The organism is Staphylococcus sp. 11262D007BW (assembly GCF_053547815.1).
This window is the reverse complement of record NZ_JBPWPJ010000001.1, coordinates 1,511,460-1,533,138: the sequence shown is the minus strand read 5'-3', so window position 1 is coordinate 1,533,138 and position 21,679 is coordinate 1,511,460. Positions and strand designations below refer to the sequence as shown.

Annotated in this window: 38 protein-coding genes; 35 read left to right on the top strand and 3 right to left on the bottom strand. The window is 36.3% G+C overall.

Annotation, left to right across the window (positions count from 1 at the left end; translation table 11 throughout):
- Nucleotides 1-33: 33 nt before the first annotated feature.
- Nucleotides 34-411 carry a hypothetical protein gene (locus ACEE93_RS07705; protein ID WP_449155128.1) on the bottom strand — a complete coding sequence of 126 codons (378 nt, stop codon included), beginning with the start codon at nucleotides 409-411 and terminating at the stop codon, nucleotides 34-36.
- A gap of 387 nt (nucleotides 412-798) precedes the next feature.
- Between ACEE93_RS07705 and rpsJ the strand changes: the two genes are divergently transcribed.
- The 35 genes from rpsJ (at nucleotide 799) to rpsI (ending at nucleotide 19,383) form a co-directional block, all read left to right on the top strand.
- Entirely contained in the window at nucleotides 799-1,107 is a 309-nt protein-coding gene (gene rpsJ / locus ACEE93_RS07700; protein ID WP_001118667.1) for a 30S ribosomal protein S10, read from the top strand.
- A 27-nt stretch (nucleotides 1,108-1,134) separates the two neighbouring features.
- The gene (gene rplC, locus ACEE93_RS07695) at nucleotides 1,135-1,794 is read left to right on the top strand and encodes a 50S ribosomal protein L3 (protein WP_449155129.1); all 660 of its coding nucleotides are present in this window, start codon (nucleotides 1,135-1,137) and stop codon (nucleotides 1,792-1,794) included.
- Nucleotides 1,795-1,820: 26 nt separating this feature from the next.
- Nucleotides 1,821-2,444, top strand: coding sequence for a 50S ribosomal protein L4 (rplD, locus tag ACEE93_RS07690; RefSeq protein WP_449155130.1), 624 nt, complete (start codon nucleotides 1,821-1,823; stop codon nucleotides 2,442-2,444).
- A complete protein-coding gene (gene rplW / locus ACEE93_RS07685) occupies nucleotides 2,444-2,719 on the top strand; it encodes a 50S ribosomal protein L23 (protein ID WP_449155131.1) in 276 nt (91 codons plus the stop codon). The genes rplD and rplW overlap by 1 nt, the downstream gene beginning before the upstream one ends.
- Before the next feature lie 31 nt (nucleotides 2,720-2,750).
- Nucleotides 2,751-3,584 (top strand): 50S ribosomal protein L2, encoded by an 834-nt coding sequence (gene rplB / locus ACEE93_RS07680; protein WP_449155132.1) that lies wholly within the window; start codon nucleotides 2,751-2,753, stop codon nucleotides 3,582-3,584.
- Between the two features lie 64 nt (nucleotides 3,585-3,648).
- Complete coding sequence (gene rpsS, locus ACEE93_RS07675) at nucleotides 3,649-3,927, top strand: 30S ribosomal protein S19 (RefSeq protein WP_014613216.1); 279 nt, start codon at nucleotides 3,649-3,651, stop codon at nucleotides 3,925-3,927.
- Nucleotides 3,928-3,959: 32 nt separating this feature from the next.
- Entirely contained in the window at nucleotides 3,960-4,313 is a 354-nt protein-coding gene (rplV, locus tag ACEE93_RS07670) for a 50S ribosomal protein L22 (RefSeq protein ID WP_449155133.1), read from the top strand.
- A gap of 22 nt (nucleotides 4,314-4,335) precedes the next feature.
- Nucleotides 4,336-4,989, top strand: coding sequence for a 30S ribosomal protein S3 (gene rpsC, locus ACEE93_RS07665; RefSeq protein WP_449155134.1), 654 nt, complete (start codon nucleotides 4,336-4,338; stop codon nucleotides 4,987-4,989).
- Nucleotides 4,990-4,991: 2 nt separating this feature from the next.
- Nucleotides 4,992-5,426, top strand: a complete 435-nt coding sequence (gene rplP / locus ACEE93_RS07660; RefSeq protein ID WP_449155135.1) for a 50S ribosomal protein L16 — start codon at nucleotides 4,992-4,994, stop codon at nucleotides 5,424-5,426.
- A complete protein-coding gene (rpmC, locus tag ACEE93_RS07655; RefSeq protein WP_014613220.1) occupies nucleotides 5,416-5,625 on the top strand; it encodes a 50S ribosomal protein L29 in 210 nt (69 codons plus the stop codon). Before rplP ends, rpmC begins: the two co-directional genes overlap by 11 nt.
- Nucleotides 5,626-5,650: 25 nt before the next feature.
- A complete protein-coding gene (gene rpsQ, locus ACEE93_RS07650; RefSeq protein WP_449155136.1) occupies nucleotides 5,651-5,914 on the top strand; it encodes a 30S ribosomal protein S17 in 264 nt (87 codons plus the stop codon).
- 30 nt (nucleotides 5,915-5,944) lie between these two features.
- Nucleotides 5,945-6,313 carry a 50S ribosomal protein L14 gene (gene rplN, locus ACEE93_RS07645; protein WP_198617446.1) on the top strand — a complete coding sequence of 123 codons (369 nt, stop codon included), beginning with the start codon at nucleotides 5,945-5,947 and terminating at the stop codon, nucleotides 6,311-6,313.
- A gap of 43 nt (nucleotides 6,314-6,356) precedes the next feature.
- Nucleotides 6,357-6,674, top strand: coding sequence for a 50S ribosomal protein L24 (gene rplX / locus ACEE93_RS07640; protein WP_449155137.1), 318 nt, complete (start codon nucleotides 6,357-6,359; stop codon nucleotides 6,672-6,674).
- A 24-nt stretch (nucleotides 6,675-6,698) separates the two neighbouring features.
- The gene (gene rplE / locus ACEE93_RS07635; RefSeq protein ID WP_449155138.1) at nucleotides 6,699-7,238 is read left to right on the top strand and encodes a 50S ribosomal protein L5; all 540 of its coding nucleotides are present in this window, start codon (nucleotides 6,699-6,701) and stop codon (nucleotides 7,236-7,238) included.
- 21 nt (nucleotides 7,239-7,259) lie between these two features.
- Complete coding sequence (locus ACEE93_RS07630; RefSeq protein WP_198617449.1) at nucleotides 7,260-7,445, top strand: type Z 30S ribosomal protein S14; 186 nt, start codon at nucleotides 7,260-7,262, stop codon at nucleotides 7,443-7,445.
- A gap of 30 nt (nucleotides 7,446-7,475) precedes the next feature.
- Nucleotides 7,476-7,874 (top strand): 30S ribosomal protein S8, encoded by a 399-nt coding sequence (gene rpsH, locus ACEE93_RS07625; RefSeq protein WP_198617450.1) that lies wholly within the window; start codon nucleotides 7,476-7,478, stop codon nucleotides 7,872-7,874.
- Between the two features lie 24 nt (nucleotides 7,875-7,898).
- Nucleotides 7,899-8,435, top strand: coding sequence for a 50S ribosomal protein L6 (rplF, locus tag ACEE93_RS07620; RefSeq protein WP_449155139.1), 537 nt, complete (start codon nucleotides 7,899-7,901; stop codon nucleotides 8,433-8,435).
- 30 nt (nucleotides 8,436-8,465) lie between these two features.
- On the top strand, nucleotides 8,466-8,825 hold the full coding sequence (gene rplR, locus ACEE93_RS07615) for a 50S ribosomal protein L18 (RefSeq protein WP_449155140.1): 360 nt from the start codon (nucleotides 8,466-8,468) through the stop codon (nucleotides 8,823-8,825).
- Between the two features lie 22 nt (nucleotides 8,826-8,847).
- Nucleotides 8,848-9,348 (top strand): 30S ribosomal protein S5, encoded by a 501-nt coding sequence (rpsE, locus tag ACEE93_RS07610; RefSeq protein WP_449155141.1) that lies wholly within the window; start codon nucleotides 8,848-8,850, stop codon nucleotides 9,346-9,348.
- 15 nt (nucleotides 9,349-9,363) lie between these two features.
- Nucleotides 9,364-9,543, top strand: a complete 180-nt coding sequence (gene rpmD / locus ACEE93_RS07605; RefSeq protein WP_449155142.1) for a 50S ribosomal protein L30 — start codon at nucleotides 9,364-9,366, stop codon at nucleotides 9,541-9,543.
- A 16-nt stretch (nucleotides 9,544-9,559) separates the two neighbouring features.
- Nucleotides 9,560-10,000, top strand: coding sequence for a 50S ribosomal protein L15 (gene rplO, locus ACEE93_RS07600; protein WP_449155143.1), 441 nt, complete (start codon nucleotides 9,560-9,562; stop codon nucleotides 9,998-10,000).
- Entirely contained in the window at nucleotides 10,000-11,292 is a 1,293-nt protein-coding gene (gene secY, locus ACEE93_RS07595; RefSeq protein WP_449155144.1) for a preprotein translocase subunit SecY, read from the top strand. Before rplO ends, secY begins: the two co-directional genes overlap by 1 nt.
- Before the next feature lie 17 nt (nucleotides 11,293-11,309).
- Nucleotides 11,310-11,960: an adenylate kinase gene (locus ACEE93_RS07590; protein ID WP_449155145.1), complete on the top strand. Its 651-nt coding sequence runs from the start codon at nucleotides 11,310-11,312 to the stop codon at nucleotides 11,958-11,960.
- Nucleotides 11,961-12,118: 158 nt separating this feature from the next.
- Entirely contained in the window at nucleotides 12,119-12,337 is a 219-nt protein-coding gene (gene infA / locus ACEE93_RS07585; RefSeq protein WP_449155146.1) for a translation initiation factor IF-1, read from the top strand.
- 31 nt (nucleotides 12,338-12,368) lie between these two features.
- The gene (gene rpmJ / locus ACEE93_RS07580) at nucleotides 12,369-12,482 is read left to right on the top strand and encodes a 50S ribosomal protein L36 (RefSeq protein WP_048792955.1); all 114 of its coding nucleotides are present in this window, start codon (nucleotides 12,369-12,371) and stop codon (nucleotides 12,480-12,482) included.
- 22 nt (nucleotides 12,483-12,504) lie between these two features.
- Nucleotides 12,505-12,870: a 30S ribosomal protein S13 gene (gene rpsM, locus ACEE93_RS07575; protein ID WP_449155147.1), complete on the top strand. Its 366-nt coding sequence runs from the start codon at nucleotides 12,505-12,507 to the stop codon at nucleotides 12,868-12,870.
- Between the two features lie 24 nt (nucleotides 12,871-12,894).
- Entirely contained in the window at nucleotides 12,895-13,284 is a 390-nt protein-coding gene (gene rpsK / locus ACEE93_RS07570) for a 30S ribosomal protein S11 (RefSeq protein ID WP_103208058.1), read from the top strand.
- Nucleotides 13,285-13,360: 76 nt separating this feature from the next.
- Complete coding sequence (locus ACEE93_RS07565; RefSeq protein ID WP_449155148.1) at nucleotides 13,361-14,305, top strand: DNA-directed RNA polymerase subunit alpha; 945 nt, start codon at nucleotides 13,361-13,363, stop codon at nucleotides 14,303-14,305.
- Between the two features lie 16 nt (nucleotides 14,306-14,321).
- A complete protein-coding gene (gene rplQ / locus ACEE93_RS07560) occupies nucleotides 14,322-14,690 on the top strand; it encodes a 50S ribosomal protein L17 (protein ID WP_449155149.1) in 369 nt (122 codons plus the stop codon).
- A 342-nt stretch (nucleotides 14,691-15,032) separates the two neighbouring features.
- A complete protein-coding gene (locus ACEE93_RS07555) occupies nucleotides 15,033-15,845 on the top strand; it encodes an energy-coupling factor transporter ATPase (RefSeq protein WP_449155150.1) in 813 nt (270 codons plus the stop codon).
- Complete coding sequence (locus ACEE93_RS07550) at nucleotides 15,842-16,708, top strand: energy-coupling factor transporter ATPase (RefSeq protein WP_449155151.1); 867 nt, start codon at nucleotides 15,842-15,844, stop codon at nucleotides 16,706-16,708. The genes ACEE93_RS07555 and ACEE93_RS07550 overlap by 4 nt, the downstream gene beginning before the upstream one ends.
- The gene (locus tag ACEE93_RS07545) at nucleotides 16,698-17,501 is read left to right on the top strand and encodes an energy-coupling factor transporter transmembrane component T family protein (RefSeq protein WP_449155152.1); all 804 of its coding nucleotides are present in this window, start codon (nucleotides 16,698-16,700) and stop codon (nucleotides 17,499-17,501) included. Before ACEE93_RS07550 ends, ACEE93_RS07545 begins: the two co-directional genes overlap by 11 nt.
- Nucleotides 17,502-17,522: 21 nt before the next feature.
- Entirely contained in the window at nucleotides 17,523-18,353 is an 831-nt protein-coding gene (truA, locus tag ACEE93_RS07540) for a tRNA pseudouridine(38-40) synthase TruA (protein WP_449155153.1), read from the top strand.
- 180 nt (nucleotides 18,354-18,533) lie between these two features.
- Complete coding sequence (rplM, locus tag ACEE93_RS07535; RefSeq protein WP_449155154.1) at nucleotides 18,534-18,971, top strand: 50S ribosomal protein L13; 438 nt, start codon at nucleotides 18,534-18,536, stop codon at nucleotides 18,969-18,971.
- Nucleotides 18,972-18,990: 19 nt separating this feature from the next.
- On the top strand, nucleotides 18,991-19,383 hold the full coding sequence (gene rpsI, locus ACEE93_RS07530; protein WP_449155155.1) for a 30S ribosomal protein S9: 393 nt from the start codon (nucleotides 18,991-18,993) through the stop codon (nucleotides 19,381-19,383).
- Between the two features lie 67 nt (nucleotides 19,384-19,450).
- Here the strand turns inward: rpsI and ACEE93_RS07525 are convergent, their stop codons facing one another.
- Nucleotides 19,451-19,672: a heavy-metal-associated domain-containing protein gene (locus ACEE93_RS07525; protein ID WP_449155156.1), complete on the bottom strand. Its 222-nt coding sequence runs from the start codon at nucleotides 19,670-19,672 to the stop codon at nucleotides 19,451-19,453.
- 21 nt (nucleotides 19,673-19,693) lie between these two features.
- Nucleotides 19,694-21,613 (bottom strand): heavy metal translocating P-type ATPase, encoded by a 1,920-nt coding sequence (locus tag ACEE93_RS07520; RefSeq protein WP_449155157.1) that lies wholly within the window; start codon nucleotides 21,611-21,613, stop codon nucleotides 19,694-19,696.
- Between the last annotated feature and the right edge of the window lie 66 nt (nucleotides 21,614-21,679).

The following is a 21,679-nucleotide window of genomic DNA, read 5'->3' as shown; positions in this document are numbered from 1 at the left end:
ACGTTGCAAAAGTGTTTTTAGTCTATTTAATGATTATTTACGATCCTCTTCATAGATTACTCTAGCGTCACGACTTGAAAGATAAACTGGCGTAACAAATAAAACAAATAATAAAAAGATAAGTAAAATAACCATTAACCAATGAAGTAACATACCGATAAACGGTACAATAGCTAAGCCATTTGCGATAATACCGACGATAGGAATCACTAACATTGGTTTAATTGAATTTTGACGATCGAAAATAAAGATTAATAAAATCACGAGATAAATAAACGCATTAAAAGCAAGTATTTGCCAACCAGATGCCAAAATGAAGATGCCACCTAAAAGTGGGAATCCAGATATAAATTCTGAAATTAAGGCAATGATTGCTAAAATAATTAAGGCTGTCTTAGAACCCTTTTTCAATCTTAATAGCCCCTTTCAATAATATTGTTCTATCTACATTAAAATAGAAAATAATGAAATGAGATAGATACTACTTATCTTTAATTATAATAAGAAAATTGTAAAACAACAAAGCTCATGATTTAATAAGAAAAATTTTCCTAAAAAGGTTGAACTTCAGCATGATTTAAAGTAAAATAACAAGGTATGTGATTAGACATTAGAAAAGTTCTTGGAAAAGGGTTGACTAACTGATTTCAAGTCGTGTAAGATGTCTAATGTTGGACTTTTAAATGCGATGAAGCGAAAGGTTACTGACACACCCGGCCGCTTTGCCATGGCGCTGTGTGAGATAGTTTTCGTGGAGAAGTCTATCACTTCAATGAAGACGTATAAGGAGGGTAAATGATGGCAAAACAAAAAATCAGAATCAGATTAAAAGCTTATGATCATCGTGTAATCGATCAATCAGCTGAAAAAATTGTAGAAACTGCAAAACGTTCTGGAGCAGATGTTTCTGGTCCGATCCCATTACCGACAGAAAAATCTGTTTACACAATTATTCGTGCGGTTCATAAATATAAAGATTCTCGTGAACAATTCGAACAACGTACACACAAACGTTTAATCGACATTGTAAATCCTACACCAAAAACAGTAGATGCTTTAATGGGTCTAAACTTACCATCAGGTGTAGACATCGAAATTAAATTATAATAATAAATTTTAGGAGGTGGACTTTCGATGACCAAAGGAATCTTAGGAAGAAAAATTGGAATGACTCAAGTATTCGGTGAAAACGGAGATTTAATTCCAGTTACAGTAGTAGAAGCAAAAGAAAACGTAGTATTACAAAAGAAAACTGAAGAAGTTGATGGCTATAACGCTGTTCAAATCGGTTTTGAAGATAAAGAAGCATATCGTAAAGATCGTAAAACAAACAAATATGCTAACAAACCTGCTGAAGGACATGCTAAAAAAGCTGAAACAGCACCTAAGCGCTTCATTCGTGAATTCAGAAACATCAGTGTTGATGAATACGAAGTAGGTCAAGAAGTCTCAGTTGATACATTTGAAGTTGGAGATGTTATTGATGTAACAGCAACTTCAAAAGGTAAAGGTTTCCAAGGTGCTATCAAACGCCATAACCAAGCTCGCGGACCAATGGCACACGGTTCTCACTTCCACAGAGCACCAGGTTCTGTAGGTATGGCTTCAGATGCATCACGCGTATTTAAAGGACAAAAATTACCAGGCCGTATGGGCGGTAATACTGTCACTGTTCAAAACTTAGAAGTTGTTCAAGTAGATGCGGAAAACAACGTTATTTTAGTAAAAGGTAATGTACCTGGCCCTAAAAAAGGTTTTGTTCAAATCCAAACAGCAGTAAAAGCTGATAAATAATTAGCAGCGAAAGGAGGAAATGCATAATGGCAAATTATGATGTATTAAAAGTTGACGGTTCAAAAGCTGGTACAGTTGAACTTAACGACGCTGTTTTTGCAATTGAACCAAACAATAGTGTATTATTCGAAGCGATTAACTTACAACGTGCGTCATTACGTCAAGGTACTCACGCGGTTAAAAACCGTGCAGCTGTACGTGGCGGTGGACGTAAACCTTGGAGACAAAAAGGTACAGGACGTGCACGTCAAGGTACTATCCGTGCTCCACAATGGCGCGGCGGTGGTATTGTATTCGGACCAACGCCAAGAAGTTATGCGTACAAAATGCCTAAAAAAATGCGTCGCTTAGCATTACGTTCAGCAATTTCAGCAAAAGTTCAAGAAAATGAACTTAAAATTGTTGATAACTTCAATTTAGACGCACCAAAAACAAAAGACTTCAAAACGACATTAACTAATTTAGAATTACCTAAAAAAGTATTAGTCGTAACAAACGGTGAAGATGTAAACGTTGAATTATCTGCACGTAACATCCCAGGTGTTCAAATTTCTACACCAGAAAGCTTAAATGTATTAGACATTACAAATGCAACAAGCATTTTAATCACTGAAGAAGCAGCTAAAAAAGTTGAGGAGGTGCTCGGATAATGGAAGCTAGAGATATTCTAAAGCGCCCCGTAATTACTGAAAAATCATCTGAAGCAATGGCTGAGGATAAATATACTTTCGACGTAGACGTACGTGCTAACAAAACGGAAGTTAAAAAAGCGGTTGAAGCAATTTTTGAAGTGAAAGTTGCTAATGTGAACATCATTAACTACAAACCTAAGAAAAAACGCATGGGTCGTTATCAAGGATACACAAACAAACGCCGCAAAGCGATTGTGACATTAAAAGAAGGTCAAATCGATTTATTTAATTAAAAACTATATACCAATAAGGAGGTAAGCGACAATGGCTCTTAAACATTATAAGCCAATTACTAATGGTCGTCGTAATATGACTACATTAGACTACGCTGAAATTACTGAGTCTAAACCAGAAAAGTCATTATTACAACCGCTACCGAAAAGAGCGGGTCGTAACAACCAAGGTAAATTGACAGTACGCCACCATGGTGGAGGTCACAAACGTCAATACCGTGTCATTGATTTCAAACGTAATAAAGATGGAATTAAAGGTAGAGTAGATTCTATCCAATATGATCCAAACAGATCAGCAAATATCGCATTAATTATCTATGCAGATGGTGAAAAACGCTACATTATTGCTCCTAAAGGATTAGAAGTAGGACAAATCGTAGAAAGCGGTTCTGATGCGGATATTAAAGTAGGAAATGCTTTAGCATTAAAAGATATCCCAGTTGGTACTGTTATTCACAACATCGAATTAAAACCAGGTCACGGCGGACAAATCGCTCGTTCAGCTGGTGCAAGTGCACAAGTACTTGGTAAAGAAGGTAAATACGTATTAGTTCGTCTTCGTTCAGGCGAAGTTCGTATGATTCTTTCTACTTGCCGTGCTACAATTGGTCAAGTTGGTAACCTTCAACATGAACTTGTAAATGTTGGTAAAGCCGGTAAATCAAGATGGTTAGGTAAAAGACCTACAGTTCGTGGTTCTGTAATGAACCCTAACGATCACCCTCACGGTGGTGGTGAAGGACGCGCACCAATCGGACTTCCATCTCCAATGTCACCATGGGGTAAACCAACGCTTGGTAAGAAAACACGTCGTGGTAAAAAACGTTCAGACAAACTTATCGTACGTAGACGTAAAAGAAAATAAAATTAACTTATTTGGGTGTGCGGCGTAATCGCTGCACGCACATAATAAGAAAGGAGGCGCCACAATGGCTCGTAGTATTAAAAAGGGACCTTTTGTCGATGACCACTTAATGAAAAAGGTTGAGGCACAAGGTGACAGCGAAAAGAAACAAGTAATCAAAACATGGTCTCGTCGTTCAACAATTTTCCCAAACTTCATTGGACATACTTTCGCAGTATATGACGGACGTAAACATGTACCTGTATATGTAACTGAAGACATGGTTGGACATAAATTAGGTGAATTTGCTCCAACACGTACTTTCAAAGGACATGCAGCTGACGATAAGAAAACTAGAAGATAATTAATTTCTTTTAAGTAGAGGAGGAAATACGAATGGAAGCAAAAGCGGTTGCTAGAACGATCAGAATCGCACCTCGTAAAGTAAGATTAGTATTAGATCTAATCAGAGGTAAAGGTGTAAGAGAAGCAGTAGCAATTTTAAAAGTTACAGATAAAGCATCTTCACCTGTAATCGAAAAATTATTAATGTCCGCTTTAGCTAATGCAGAGCACAACTATGGTATGAATACTGACGAATTAGTTGTAAAAGAAGCATATGCTAACGAAGGACCAACATTAAAACGTTTCCGTCCACGTGCTCAAGGACGTGCAAGCGCAATTAATAAAAGAACTAGTCACATTACAATCGTTGTAAGTGATGGTAGAGAAGAAGCTCAAGAAGCTTAATAAATTTTAAGGAGGGAATACCGTGGGTCAAAAAATTAATCCAATCGGACTTCGTGTTGGCGTTATCCGTGATTGGGAAGCTAAATGGTACGCAGAAAAAGACTTCGCATCACTTTTACACGAAGATTTAAAAATTCGTAAGTTCATTGATAAAGCATTAAAAGATGCTTCAGTATCTCACGTAGACATTGAGCGTGCAGCAAATCGCATCAATATCGCAATTCACACTGGTAAACCAGGTATGGTAATTGGTAAAGGCGGATCAGAAATTGAAAAGCTTCGCAATAAATTAAACCAATTAACTGATAAAAAAGTACACATCAACGTAGTTGAAATTAAAAAAGTTGATTTAGATGCTCGTTTAGTTGCTGAAAACATTGCACGTCAATTAGAAAACCGTGCTTCATTCCGTCGTGTTCAAAAACAAGCAATCGGTAGAGCAATGAAATTAGGTGCTAAAGGTATCAAAACACAAGTATCAGGTCGTTTAGGAGGCGCTGACATCGCGCGTGCTGAACAATATTCAGAAGGAACTGTACCACTTCATACTTTACGTGCAGACATCGATTATGCACATGCTGAAGCAGATACTACTTATGGTAAATTAGGTGTTAAAGTATGGATCTATCGTGGAGAAGTTCTTCCTACTAAGACAAATAGTGAAGGAGGAAAATAATTATGTTACTACCAAAGCGTGTAAAATATCGTCGTCAACATCGTCCTGACACAAAAGGTCGTTCAAAAGGCGGTAATTATGTAACTTTCGGCGAGTATGGTCTTCAATCAACAACAACTTCATGGATCACTTCTCGTCAAATCGAATCAGCTCGTATTGCAATGACACGTTACATGAAACGTGGCGGGAAAGTTTGGATTAAAATCTTCCCTCACACACCATATACTAAAAAGCCTTTAGAAGTACGTATGGGTGCTGGTAAAGGTTCAGTAGAAGGCTGGATCGCAGTTGTAAAACCTGGTCGTATCTTATTCGAAGTAGCAGGTGTATCAGAAGAAGTAGCGCGTGAAGCATTACGTTTAGCAAGTCACAAACTTCCAGTTAAAACTAAGTTTGTAAAACGTGAAGAATTGGGTGGTGAATCAAATGAAAGCTAAGGAAATTAGAGACTTAACCACTTCAGAAATCGAAGAACAAATCAAATCTTCAAAAGAAGAGCTTTTTAACCTACGCTTTCAATTAGCTACAGGTCAATTAGAAGAGACTGCTCGTATTAAAACGGTAAGAAAAACAATTGCACGTCTTAAAACTGTTGCACGTGAAAGAGAATTAGAACAAGGTAAAGCTAATCAATAATTAATTGAAAGAGGAGGTTACTAAAGTGGACGAAAGAAATAATCGTAAAGTTTACGTTGGTAAAGTTGTTTCAGATAAAATGGACAAAACTGTTACTGTTTTAGTTGAAACATACAAAACACACAAACTATATGGTAAACGTGTAAAATACTCTAAAAAATATAAAACACATGATGAAAACAATTCAGCTAAACTAGGGGATATTGTTAAAATCCAAGAAACACGTCCTTTATCAGCGAAAAAACGTTTCCGTTTAGTAGAAATTGTCGAAGAATCAGTAATTATTTAATGAACAATAGAAGATAAAGGAGGTTCAATCATGATCCAACAAGAAACACGTTTAAAAGTAGCAGACAACTCTGGTGCTCGTGAAGTACTTACGATCAAAGTATTAGGTGGATCTGGCCGTAAAACAGCTAACATTGGCGACGTCATTGTAGCTACTGTTAAAAATGCTACACCTGGAGGCGTTGTTAAGAAAGGCGATGTTGTTAAAGCTGTTGTTGTACGTTCTAAATCAGGTGTACGTCGTAAAGACGGTTCTTATATCAAATTTGATGAAAATGCATGTGTTGTCATTCGTGACGACAAAGGACCACGTGGTACACGTATCTTCGGTCCAGTAGCACGTGAATTACGTGAAGGAAACTTTATGAAAATCGTTTCTCTTGCACCAGAAGTACTATAATTCAGTCCTAAATTTAAATATAATTCCAAGGAGGTGCCCACACATGCATATCAAAAAAGGTGACAACGTTATCGTTATCGCAGGTAAAGACAAAGGTAAAACAGGTACAGTTGTAGCTACTGAACCTAAAAAAGACCGTGTCGTTGTGGAAGGTGTTAATGTCATTAAAAAACACCAAAAACCAACTCAACTTAATCCAGAGGGTGGAATCTTAGAAACTGAAGCAGCAATTCATGTTTCTAACGTACAAATTTTAGACCCTAAAACAAATGAACCTACACGCGTAGGATACAAAATGGTTGATGGTAAAAAAGTAAGAATCGCAAAAAAATCAGGCGAAGAAATCAAGTCTAATAAATAATATTAGGTGAAAGGAGGATCCACTTTGAACCGTTTAAAAGAAAAATTTAACTCAGAAGTTACAGAGAACTTAGTGAACAAATTCAACTATAGTTCAGTAATGGAAGTACCAAAAATCGAAAAAATTGTTGTGAACATGGGTGTTGGTGATGCAGTTCAAAACTCTAAAGTATTAGATACTGCTGTTGAAGAATTAACTGCAATCACTGGTCAAAAACCTTTAATCACTAAAGCGAAAAAATCAGTTGCGACATTCCGTCTTCGTGAAGGTATGCCAATTGGTGCTAAAGTAACTTTACGTGGTGAAAGAATGTATGAATTCCTAGATAAATTAATCTCAGTATCTTTACCACGTGTACGTGACTTCCGTGGTGTATCTAAAAATGCATTCGATGGTCGCGGTAACTACACTTTAGGTGTTAAAGAACAACTTATTTTCCCTGAGATTGACTATGATAAAGTGTCAAAAGTACGTGGAATGGATATCGTTATCGTTACAACTGCTAACACTGACGAGGAAGCTCGTGAATTGTTAACTCAATTCGGTATGCCATTTCAAAAATAATCTCTGAAGGAGGCTAACTAAGTGGCTAAAAAATCAATGGTTGCTAAGCAACAAGGTAAACAAAAATTCCAAGTTCGTGAATATACTCGTTGTGAACGTTGTGGACGTCCACATTCTGTATATCGTAAATTTAAACTTTGCCGTATTTGTTTCCGTGAACTAGCTTACAAAGGTCAAATCCCTGGTGTACGTAAAGCTAGCTGGTAAAATTTAATTCTCGAAAGGAGGCAACAAACTATGACATTGTCAGATCCAATTGCAGATATGCTTACTCGCGTAAGAAATGCGAACATGGTACGCCATGAAAAATTAGAATTACCTGCATCAAACATTAAGAAAGAAATTGCTGAAATCCTTAAAAATGAAGGTTTCATCAAAAATGTAGAATATATTGAAGACGATAAACAAGGTGTTATTCGTTTATTCTTAAAATATGGTTCAAATAACGAACGTGTTATTACAGGATTAAAACGTATCTCAAAACCAGGATTACGTGTTTATGCTAAAGCAAACGAAGTACCTAAAGTATTAAACGGTTTAGGTATTGCATTAGTTTCAACTTCAGAAGGTGTTATCACTGATAAAGAAGCAAGAAAACGTAACATTGGTGGAGAAGTACTAGCATACATTTGGTAATATTAAATAAGGAGGTGCCATAACATGAGCCGTGTCGGTAAAAAAATTATTGAGATTCCTAGCGACGTAACTGTTACTATCGATGGTAATACAGTTTCAGTTAAAGGACCAAAAGGTGAATTATCACAAACATTAAACGAAGAAATGACTTATAAACAAAATGAAAACACACTTGAAGTTGTTAGACCATCAGATTCAAAAGAACACAGAACTGTTCATGGTACAACTCGTGCGTTAATTAACAATATGGTACAAGGTGTATCTAAAGGATACGAAAAATCACTTGAACTTGTTGGGGTAGGTTATCGTGCTCAACTTCAAGGTACTAACCTTGTACTTAACGTTGGATACTCACATCCAGTTGAAATCGAAGCTGCTGAAGGTATTACTTTCTCTGTAGAGAAAAACACAACAGTTAAAGTTGAAGGTATTGATAAAGAATTAGTTGGTGCTACTGCATCAAAAATTCGTGATGTACGCCCACCAGAACCTTATAAAGGTAAAGGTATTCGTTACCAAGGTGAATATGTACGTCGTAAAGAAGGTAAAACTGGTAAATAATAAATAAACTCTACAGAAAGGAGTATTGAGATGATTAGTAAAATTGATAAAAACAAAGTACGTTTAAAAAGACATGCACGCGTTCGTACGAAATTGTCAGGTACTAGCGAAAAACCTCGTTTAAACGTATACCGTTCAAATAAACACATTTATGCTCAAATCATTGACGATACTAAAGGTGTTACTTTAGCTCAAGCATCTACTAAAAATGGTCAAGTTGAAGCAACATCAACAAAAGTTGAACAAGCATCACAAGTCGGCGAAGCAATTGCTAAAGCGGCAAGTGAAAAAGGCATTACTGATGTAGTATTTGATCGTGGTGGTTATTTATATCATGGTCGCGTAAAAGCATTAGCAGATGCTGCTCGTGAAAATGGACTTCAATTTTAATTTAAAAGGAGGGACAATTTAAATGGCTCGTAGAGAAGAACAAGTTAAAGAATTTGAAGAACGCGTAGTTACAATCAACCGTGTTGCGAAAGTTGTTAAAGGTGGTCGTAATTTCCGATTCACTGCACTTGTAGTTGTAGGTGACAAAAACGGACGCGTTGGTTTCGGTACTGGTAAAGCACAAGAGGTACCAGAAGCAATTAAAAAAGCAGTAGAAGCTGCGAAAAAAGAACTTATCACTATTCCACGTGTTAATGGAACAACACCACACACAATTACTGGACGTTTCGGTTCAGGAAGTGTTTTAATGAAACCAGCAGCTCCTGGTACAGGGGTTATCGCAGGTGGTCCAGTTCGTGCCGTATTAGAACTTGCAGGTATCACTGATATCTTAAGTAAATCATTAGGTTCAAATACACCTATTAATATGGTTCGTGCGACGATCAATGGTTTACAAAATCTTAAGAATGCTGAAGATGTTGCACGTTTACGTGGCATTTCAGTAGAAGAATTATATAATTAAGGAGGGAAATAGTTAATGGCTAATATCGAAATCACCCTCAAAAAAAGTCTTATTGGACGTCCAGAAACACAACGTAAAACTGTGAAAGCTTTAGGTCTTAAAAAAGTAAATTCAACAGTAGTTGTTGAGGACAATTCAGCAATCCGTGGACAAATCAATAAAGTAAGTCACTTAGTATCAGTAGAAGAAAAATAATTAAGGAGGTGCCGAAATGAAGTTACATGAGTTAAAACCATCAGAAGGATCACGTCACGTACGTAACCGTGTAGGTCGTGGTGCAGCAACTGGTAACGGTAAAACTAGTGGTCGCGGCCAAAAAGGTCAAAAAGCACGTTCAGGTGGTAAATTAAGACCAGGATTTGAAGGTGGACAATTACCATTATTCCGCCGTATCCCAAAACGTGGTTTCTCTAACATTAATCGTAAAGAATATGCTATTGTTAATTTAGACCAATTAAACAAATTTGAAGATGGTACTGAGGTTACACCTGAATTATTAATCGAAACAGGCGTTGTTAAAAACGAAAAATCAGGTATCAAAGTATTAGGTAATGGTTCATTAGAGAAAAAATTAACTGTTAAAGCACACAAATTCTCAGCTTCAGCTCAAGACGCAATTGAATCGAAAGGCGGAGCATACGAGGTGATCTAATGTTTCACACGTTTATGAACTTCTTTAAAACTAAAGATGTTCGAAACAAGATACTCTTTACGCTTGCAATGTTAATTATATTTAAAATTGGTACGTATATTCCAGCACCTGGTGTAAACCCAGCAGCTTTTGATAATCAACAGGGTTCTCAAGGCGTCACTGATTTACTGAATACATTCGGTGGAGGTGCCTTGAAGAACTTCTCCATATTTGCAATGGGGATTATGCCTTATATCACTGCATCAATCGTTATGCAGTTGTTACAGATGGACATAGTACCGAAGTTTTCTGAATGGGCAAAGCAAGGGGAAACAGGACGTAAGAAGTTAAACACGTTTACACGTTACTTCACGATTGTACTTGCTTTCATTCAGTCTATAGGTATGTCTTTTCAATTTAACACTTATTTAGATGGTGCCTTAATTGTAAATCAATCCGTATGGACATATCTGTTAATTGCGATTGTATTAACAACAGGTACTGCCTTTTTAATGTGGCTAGGTGAACAAATTACGCAATATGGTGTTGGAAATGGTATATCAATTATCATTTTTGCAGGTATTTTATCTACCTTGCCATCATCTCTCATTCAATTCTATCAACAAGAATTCATTGGACAAGATGATGTCACTTTAGCGTGGTTAAAAGTAGCCGGCCTTGTAATTGGTATGATTTTATTAACTGTAGGTGCGATTTACGTGCTACAAGCAGTTCGTAAAATACCGATTCAATATGCCAAAAAACAAGCTAATATGCGTCTTGGTTCGCAATCAACGTATTTACCTTTAAAGGTTAACTCAGCAGGGGTTATTCCAGTTATCTTTGCGATGGCGTTCTTCTTATTACCTAGAACGCTAACGTTATTTTTCCCAGATGCAGACTGGGCTCAAAAAGTAGGACAATTAGCTGATCCATCAAATAATATTGGGATGATTGTTTACGTCGTCTTAATTATCTTATTTGCATACTTTTATGCGTTTGTCCAAGTTAACCCAGAAAAAATGGCTGAGAACTTGAAAAAACAAGGTAGTTATGTTCCTGGTATTCGTCCAGGCGAACAGACAAAAAAATATATTACTAAAGTCTTATATCGTTTAACTTTTGTAGGTTCTATTTTCTTAGCAGTGATTGCGATATTACCAATCTTAGCTACGAAATTAATGAATTTACCTCAAGCCATTCAGCTTGGTGGTACAAGTTTATTAATCGTTATTGGTGTTGCAATTGAAACAATGAAAAGTTTAGAAGCACAAGTGAACGAAAAAGAATATAAAGGCTTTGGTCGACGCTAATTTATAGGAGGGCATTTATGAATATTATCTTAATGGGATTACCTGGTGCTGGTAAAGGAACTCAAGCAAGTGAAATTGTTAAGAAGTATCCGATTCCTCATATTTCAACGGGAGATATGTTTAGAAAAGCTATCAATGAAGAAACTGAATTGGGGAAAGAAGCAAAAACTTACATGGATCGCGGTGAGTTAGTACCGGACGAGGTAACTGTAGGTATTGTAAAAGAACGCATTTCTGAAGACGATGCAAAAAAAGGTTTCTTACTAGATGGATTTCCTCGTACTATAGATCAAGCTGAAGCGCTTAATTCTATATTGAAGGAACTAGACCGCTCTATTGATGTTGTTGTGAATATTGAGGTCCCTGAAGAAGAATTAATGAATCGTCTAACAGGTCGTCGCATTTGTGAGACTTGTGGCGAAACATACCATCTTGTTTTCAATCCTCCAAAGGTTGAAGGGGTTTGTGATATCGATGGTGGTAAACTTTACCAACGCGAAGATGACAATCCAGAAACAGTAGCTAATCGTTTAGAAGTAAACGTTAAACAATCTAAACCAATTTTAGATTTTTATAGCAAACAAGGTGTATTGAAAAATATTGATGGTTCTAGAAACATTGATATGGTCACTGATGATGTTATTCAAATTCTAGAATCGTTAAAATAGTAACGACTTGGAGTAAATGACTTTTAAAGTCGTTAATCTTGAAGTTAGTTTTAACCAAGTGACAAGTATAACGATATGCTTTAGAAGTTAATCATCCAAGTGCCGACTATCGACTTGATATTCTATTATCCTTACAACTGAAAAGGAGGAGTTAATCAATGGCGAAACAAGATGTAATTGAAGTAGAAGGTACAGTGCTAGACACTTTACCAAATGCAATGTTTAAAGTAGAATTAGAAAATGGTCATGAAATCTTAGCGCATGTAAGTGGTAAGATTCGTATGAACTATATTCGTATTTTACCTGGCGATAAAGTAACAGTAGAAATGTCTCCGTATGATTTAACACGCGGACGAATCACATATCGTTATAAATAATTGTCACTCCATCACTGAAGGAGGTATAAAAATGAAAGTAAGACCATCAGTTAAACCAATTTGCGAAAAATGTAAAGTCATTAAACGTAAAGGTAAAGTAATGGTAATTTGTGATAATCCAAAACACAAACAAAAACAAGGTTAATTAAAAGAGAGGTGTAAAAAATATGGCTCGTATAGCAGGAATCGATATTCCACGTGAAAAACGTGTTGTCATTTCATTAACTTATATTTACGGTATCGGAAAAAGTACAGCGCAAGAAATCGTTGAAGCTGCAAATGTTTCAGCTGATACACGTGTAAAAGATTTAACAGACGATGAATTAGCTCGCATCCGTGAAGTAGTAGATGGATACAAAGTAGAAGGTGACTTACGTCGTGAACACAACTTAAACATCAAACGTTTAATGGAAATTTCATCTTACCGTGGTATCCGTCACCGTCGTGGCTTACCAGTAAATGGTCAAAAAACTAAAAACAATGCGCGTACGCGTAAAGGCCCAGTTAAAACTGTTGCTAACAAGAAAAAATAATAGGTAAAGGAGGCAAATTAAACTATGGCACGTAAACAAGTATCTCGTAAACGTAGAGTTAAAAAGAATATTGAAAATGGTGTTGCGCATATCCGTTCAACATTCAACAATACAATCGTAACTATTACTGATGAATTTGGTAATGCGTTATCATGGTCATCAGCTGGTGCACTTGGATTTAAAGGTTCAAAAAAATCTACGCCATTCGCAGCTCAAATGGCTTCTGAAACAGCTTCAAAATCTGCTATGGAACATGGCTTAAAATCAGTAGAAGTGACTGTAAAAGGCCCTGGACCTGGTCGTGAGTCAGCTATCCGTGCATTACAATCTGCAGGTTTAGAAGTAACAGCGATTAAAGACGTTACTCCAGTACCACACAACGGTTGTCGTCCACCAAAACGTCGTCGCGTATAATATTAATTTTCATTATGTCACTAAACACCGAAATTTTTAGTTTATGCAAGTCGACGTTCTTAAGGAGGATATATAAATGATTGAAATTGAGAAACCTAGAATTGAAACAATTGAAGTTAGTGATGATGCTAAATTCGGTAAGTTTGTTGTTGAACCATTAGAACGTGGTTATGGTACTACACTAGGAAACTCCTTACGTCGTATCCTACTATCATCATTACCAGGTGCGGCTGTGAAATATATCGAAATTGAAGGTGTTTTACACGAGTTCTCAGCAATTGATAATGTTGTTGAAGACGTTTCAACGATTGTAATGAACATTAAAAAGCTTGCGCTGAAAATCTATTCAGAAGAAGATAAAACACTTGAAATTGATGTAAAAGAAGAAGGCGAAGTTACTGCAAAAGATATTACTCACGATAGTGATGTAGAAATCTTAAATCCCGATCTTAAAATTGCTACAGTTTCAGCAGGCGGTCACTTTAAAGTACGCTTAGTTGCGAACAAGGGTCGTGGATATGCATTAGCTGATCAAAACAACTCAAGTGATATGCCAATTGGTGTTATTCCGGTTGATTCACTTTATTCACCAGTTGAACGTGTAAACTATACTGTTGAAAATACACGTGTTGGTCAAAGTTCAGACTTTGATAAATTAACATTAGATGTATGGACAGATGGTTCAATTACACCTCAAGAATCAGTATCACTTGCAGCAAAAATTATGACTGAGCATTTAAACATCTTTGTTGGATTAACTGACGAAGCTCAAAATGCTGAAATCATGATTGAAAAAGAAGAAGATCAGAAAGAAAAAGTACTTGAAATGTCTATTGAAGAATTAGACTTATCTGTACGTTCTTATAACTGCTTAAAACGTGCTGGTATTAATTCAGTACAAGAACTCGCTGACAAATCAGAGGCTGATATGATGAAAGTTAGAAACTTAGGTCGTAAGTCTCTTGAAGAAGTAAAATACAAATTAGAAGACTTAGGTTTAGGTCTAAGAAAAGAAGATTGATAAAGGAGGTTAACTCATGGGTTACAGAAAATTAGGTCGTACTTCAGATCATCGTAAAGCAATGTTACGTAACTTAGCGACATCTTTGATCGTTAGTGAACGTATCGAAACAACAGAAGCTCGTGCAAAAGAATTACGCAGTGTTGTTGAAAAATTGATCACTTTAGGTAAAAAAGGTGACTTAGCATCTCGCCGTCAAGCAGCTAAAACGATTCAAAACGTTGAAATCTTAAACGAAGATGAAACGACTCAAACTGCTTTACAAAAATTATTCGGTGAAATCGCTGAACGCTACCAAGACCGTCAAGGTGGTTACACTCGTATTCTTAAAGTAGCGCCACGTCATGGTGACGGTGCACTTAAAGTTATTATTGAATTAGTTTAATTTTAAATACACTCTACTACATTTAAAGCAAATGAGTGCAACGATAATGTTTGCCACATACAGATATTGTCTAGCTCAGAGTACCCCATCCAACTTAATATTGACGACAAAGCGTGAACTCAATAGGATGGGGTGCGCGCTTTTTTATTGAGTTTGTATTTTTAACAATAGCATCATTACTAATAAATAGACCTGCCACTGTGTAGGTCTAGTTTTATACATACAGATTTTAATTAAATCCTCACTGAAACTAACTTTAAAGTTGAATTTGTGATAAATAACTTGTTTAATATAAATACATACATTGTTAATAAAGATTAATCGTATAGGAGGAGAAGACATATGACGACGACTCATCCATTAGTACAGTTTGACGTCGATTCATTTAAATATGATAGCGATGGGCCATCTATTTTAAAGGATGTACGTTTTCAAGTTGATGCTGGTGAATGGGTTTCGATCGTTGGTCATAACGGGTCTGGTAAATCAACTATTGCGAAACTCTTAGCAGGGATTGAACAAGACTTCGATGGAGACATTTTAATTGAAGGTGAGTCAATAAAAGGTCAGAGTTTATCCGCATTTCATCACCATATAGGCATGGTTTTTCAGAATCCAGATAATCAATTTGTGGGTTCTACCGTAAAATATGATGTGGCGTTTGGATTGGAAAATAAAGCAGTACCACCTGAGACTATGCATGGGATTGTGCAACGGGTTTTAAAAGATGTAGATATGTACGACAAACAAAACCATGAACCTACTGCTTTATCTGGTGGACAAAAACAACGTGTCGCGATTGCTGGTGTATTAGCACTTCAACCTAAAGTGATCATTTTAGATGAAGCTACTTCCATGTTGGATCCACAAGGTAAAAGTGATATCTTTAATTTAATTAAAATGCTCAATCATGATTTTCAAACGACAGTCATTTCAATTACGCATGATTTAGCAGAAGTGGTCGAATCAGATAAAGTCATTGTTATGCACAATGGTCATATTGAGATGAGTGGTGATGTTGAAACTTTATTTAAAAATGGGACAAGATTAGTGGAGCTTGGTCTTGATTTACCATTTGAAATGCGTATCGCTCAAAAGTTAAATCTGACCGATCGCTATTTAAATTATGAAGAATTATTGGAGCGTCTTTTATGATTCAATTTGAAGAAGTGTCCTATATTTATCAACAAAAAACACCTTATGAATATCAAGCGTTAAACAGCGTCACTACTGAATTTAAACCTGGCTACTATTATGCTATTGTCGGTAAAACGGGTTCTGGAAAGTCCACATTAATTCAACATATGAATGGCTTGTTAAAACCGACTAAGGGATTAATGAAGTTTTACGATATTACTATTTCGTACAAAACAAAAGATAAAGTGATTAGACCTATACGTAAACAAGTAGGAATGGTTTTTCAATTTCCTGAATCGCAATTATTTGAAGAAACTGTGGAAAAAGAGATTTTATTTGGACCTAAAAATTATAACCAAGATTTAACAGTTGCTCGTGAAAAAGCAATAAAATTATTGACGCAACTCGGTTTTGACGCAGAAGAAGTAATGCAACAATCTCCTTTTTTATTATCAGGTGGACAAATGCGAAAAGTCGCTTTAGTGGCTATCTTAGCGATGAATCCTGATATTTTGATATTAGATGAACCGACAGCAGGATTAGATCCAAAAAGTAAACGTCAATTGATGACTTTGTTCAAACAACTCCAAGAAGAAGAGCATAAAACCATTATTCTCGTGACACATGACATGAATGATGTGGCAGAATATGCGCAGTACATCAAAGTAATGCAAAAAGGGATGATTGAATGTGAAATGACCCCAACTGACTTTTTTAATGATCCAGAAAGGGTGCGTGCACTTCATTTAGATCTACCTGATGTTGTCACTCTCCAAAAGGATATTGAACATCGATTAAATACAACATTTAAGCGTTTAGCCTTAACTGAGGATGACTTTGTCTCATTGTATGAAGAATGGAGTTCGCATCATGAAAGATAAATTAATTATTGGAAGATATTTGCCACTCAATACGTCAATACATCATTTAGATCCTAGAGCGAAGTTAATCTTTTTATTCTTTTTCATCATCGTTATTTTTATGAGTCATGCTTGGCTATCATACTTATGGCTAGCGATTGTACTGTTTCTCATTATTAAATCAGCACGTATTCCGCTTTGGTTTTTAATTAAGGGCTTATTACCTATTTTTATTTTCCTTGGCTTTACGTTTTTAATGCACTTGTTTTTAACTAAAGGGGGTACCCGTTTAATTGATTGGGGCATCATTACTATTGATACAAATGGAATCAATGAAGGTTTGTTGATTGTATTTCGACTCTCCTTTATTATGATTGCATCAACAATTTTAACGTTAACAACAAGTCCATTAGATTTAACAGATGCTTTTGATCACTTGTTTAAACCTTTAACATACATTAAAGTACCTGTGACAGCGTTAAGTATGATGATGTCTATTGCATTACGTTTTATCCCGACTTTAATGGAAGAATTAGACAAAATCATTTTATCTCAGAAATCCCGAGGTTCAGATATAAGTTCAGGGTCAATTGGTCAAAGGATTAAGGCGTTTGTACCTCTACTCATCCCATTGTTTATTTCAGCATTTCAACGTGCAGAAGAGCTTGCGACGGCCATGGAAGTGAGAGGGTATGATGCCCAAAAGAAACGCACGAATTACCGTACTCTAAAATGGGAATGGAAAGACACTCTAGCGGTTGTGCTTGTTATCCCGATAGGGGTGATTTCTATACTTGTTAAATCAATATATTAAGAAAGAGAAAGGAACTCATATATGCAAAGAGTGCTTGTGAAAATAAGTTATCATGGTGGTCAGTTTTTAGGATTCCAAATACAAAATCAAGGCCGAACGGTACAAGGTTATTTTGAAAAGATTTTAAAAAGAATGCATAAACGTCATGTGCGCATTCATCCTTCGAGTCGAACTGATCGTGGTGTCCATGCTAAGGCGCAATATTTTCATTTCGATACAGAATTGAATATCGAACCAGAACAGTGGCAATATGCGATGAATCGTGCATTGCCAGATGACATTTATGTACATGAAGTTACATTTGTATCTGAAGATTTTCATTGTCGTTATGATTGTGTAGGCAAAACTTATCGGTATTCCATTTATCAAGCACCACATCGTGATCCTTTTAAAGCCCAATTACAATTATGTGAATCACACACATTAAATATTAGTGACATGCAGAAAGCTGCGTCTTACTTTATAGGGACGCACGACTTTACTTCCTTTTGTTCACAAAAAACAGAAGTAATAAGTAAAGAACGCACCATTTATGAAAGTCGTATTAAAGCAACAGAAGATGGTATGGATTTCATTATTACAGGTTCAGGTTTCTTATATAATATGGTCAGAGTAATTGTAGCGTTCTTATTAGAAGTAGGAAAAGGGCGTAGAGATTATAATGAAGTACCTGAGTTATTAGAAGCGAAAGATCGTAACCTTGTACCACACACCGCACCAGCAGAAGGATTATATCTTGAAAAGGTCTATTTATCTGATCAATCTTTACAAGAAGACTTTGGAGAAGAGATTACAATTCATTATAAAAAATCCTTACAAAATTCTTCTAAACACATTGACAATTCAGGGTAAAAATTATATCATAGTTAACGGTATTGTTTTATATCACCCCACGATAAGCCCCGGAAACTTATTGTGTTACAAGATATAGAAGCAGGACAGATCAACAGTTAACAGAATAATAGTCTGTTTAAAATTGTTAATGCAACATTTAAAAACTAAGCATTATGTATTCACTAGGAGGACAATATTATGCGTCAAACATTTATGGCTAATGAATCAAACATTGAACGCAAATGGTATGTTATTGATGCTGAAGGTCAAACATTAGGACGTTTATCATCAGAAGTAGCAGCTATCTTACGCGGTAAAAATAAAGTAACTTATACACCACACGTTGATACAGGTGATTATGTGATCATCATCAACGCTTCAAAAATCGAATTCACTGGTAATAAAGAACAAGATAAAATGTATTACCGTCACTCAAATCACCCAGGTGGTTTAAAATCAATCACTGCTGGTGAATTAAGACGTACAAATCCAGAACGTTTACTTGAAACTTCAATCAAAGGTATGTTACCAAGTACACGTTTAGGCGAAAAACAAGGTAAAAAATTATTCGTATATGGTGGCGCTGAACATCCACACGCTGCACAACAACCAGAAAACTACGAGTTACGTGGTTAATTAGAAGGAGGAAATTACATTGGCACAAGTTGAATATAGAGGCACAGGCCGTCGTAAAAACTCAGTAGCACGTGTACGTTTAGTACCAGGTGAAGGTAACATTAAAGTAAATGATCGTGACGTACGTGACTACTTACCATTCGAATCATTAATTTTAGACTTAAACCAACCATTCGATGTAACAGAAACTAAAGGTAATTATGACGTATTAGTTAATGTTAACGGTGGCGGTTTCACTGGACAAGCACAAGCAATCCGTCACGGTATTGCACGTGCATTATTAGAAGCTGACCCTGAATACAGAGGTTCTTTAAAACGCGCTGGATTACTTACTCGTGACCCACGTATGAAAGAACGTAAAAAACCAGGTCTTAAAAAAGCACGTCGTTCACCACAATTCTCAAAACGTTAATTGTGTATTTCGACACAAAAAGCACTTCTCGTTATATACGAGAAGTGCTTTTTTATCGTTAATACACTTATTTGACGTGGCTTTTAAGTACTTTATAGCCTAATTTTTCGATGGATTGTTGAATTGATTCTGGCGTAACGATGCTTTCATCATATGTCATTTTAGCTTTACTAGCATTGAATAAGACTTTAGCATCTTCAACCCCTTTTGTTTTATTTAATAATCCTTCGATAGATGCGATACATGATGGGCAAGTTAAAGTTTCAAGTTGTAATGTAAGTTGTTTCATTTTAATTTCCTCCTTATTGATTTAGACAAATTGCTTGTTCATTGGTTTATGAGCTACCTGATTTTTAGGTTGTTCTTTTGGATGTGATTTAAATGGTATTAAGCGCATGGCGTTAAAGATCACGATGAGTACGCTCATTTCATGAGCAAACATACCAATTGCTAAGTTCACACCGCCGAGTATAATTCCGATGAGCAATAGGGCTACTGTTAATAATGCGATCGTAATATTTTGTTTTAAGATACGCATTGTACGTTTGGCTAAATTGAATGCGTGTGCGTATTGAGATAAAGCATCATTCATGAGTACTAGGTCAGCTGTTTCCATTGAAATGTCTGTGCCACCTTGACCCATAGCGAGTCCGATATCAGCGGTAGCTATTGCCGGTGCATCGTTTACGCCATCTCCAGCCATAGCGACTTTTTTGCCTTTATCGCGCAGTGACTTAATCACTGCTAATTTATCTTCTGGTAACAGTTCTGCTTTGAAGTCATCTAATCCTAATTGGGTACTTACGGCTTTAGCTGTCCGGTAGTTATCTCCTGTTAACATGATGATTTCTTTCACACCGAGCTGACGCATTCGATTTAAGGAATCGACAGCATCGTCTCTAACAGCATCTGCAATGGCGATTAATCCACTATGTTGACGATCAATAGCAATATTGATGACTGTATTTCCAGCTGCTTCAAGGTGTTGCGCTTTATCCATTATTGCGTCAGATAGTTGGATGTTATTAGCGTTCATGAGTTGTTTGTTACCAATCATAACGTGGTGATGATTGACTATACCTGTAATACCTTGTCCCTTAATCGTTTCTACATCCTCTGTTTGATGAGTAGGGATTGTCGTGTGTTGAGAAGCATAGTTAACGACTGCACGTCCAAGGTGATGTTCAGACATCGCTTCTAATTGAGCAGTAAGACTTAAAATAGTATCTTCCGAAAAGTGAGTTGATGTGTTTTCGAAGGCAGTGACTTCAGGTTGTCCTTTTGTTAATGTCCCTGTTTTATCAAAAACAAGTGTATCTATTTTTGAAAGTGTATCGATGACGTCGCCACCTTTGATTAATATACCATTTTTAGCACCATTACCTATACCAGCAACATTTGCAACAGGTGCACCAATAACGAGAGCACCAGGGCAAGCGATAACTAAGAAGGTAATCGCTAAGTGTAAGTCTTTTGTAAATAGCCACACGATGATCGATAAGAGTGCAATACTTGGTGTATACCATTTCGCAAAGCGATCTAAAAATTGTTCAGCTGGTGATTTCGCATCTTGTGCTTCTTCAACAAGTTCAATAATTTTAGCAAAGGTTGTGTCTTCTGCCACTTGTTCGGTATTGACCTCTAAATAGCCAGCGTCAAGGATAGTACTGCTATATACTTTATCATCTACCGTTTTTGAAACAGGGACAGATTCGCCTGTGATTGAAGCTTCGTTAATTGTTGCTTCTCCTTTTAGGATTGTACCGTCAACTGGAATCGTGCCACCTGCTCTAACGATGATACGGTCGCCAATATCGACGTCATCCACATCAACCTTTTCTCTTTCGCCATCTTTGTTGATACGAATCGCTTCTTTTGGAGACATTTCAATTAATTGGCTAATAGAATGTCGTGTTACCTTGAGTGTTCTTGCCTCTAAGTAACTACCGAATAAGAACAAGAACGTAACGATTGAGGATTCCGTATATTCTTGAATGATGAGTGCGCCAATAACGGCGATAGTGACTAATAACTCAATGGAGAACACTTTAAGTTTGAGTGATTGATACGCTTTTAACACAATCGGAATCATGGCAATGAGTGTCGCGATGATTAACAAACTATTACTCAGTGTATTATAAGCAGTCCATTTAAGAACTAAGCCACTAATGAGAAAAACGAATGTCACAAGTGTAAATTGATTAACGTGTTGATAAATAAAACGTTTCATCTTAAAAAATCTCCTTTCGTAATAAGTGTTTTCTTTTCACTTATTATGATAGGAGATAAAGGGTAA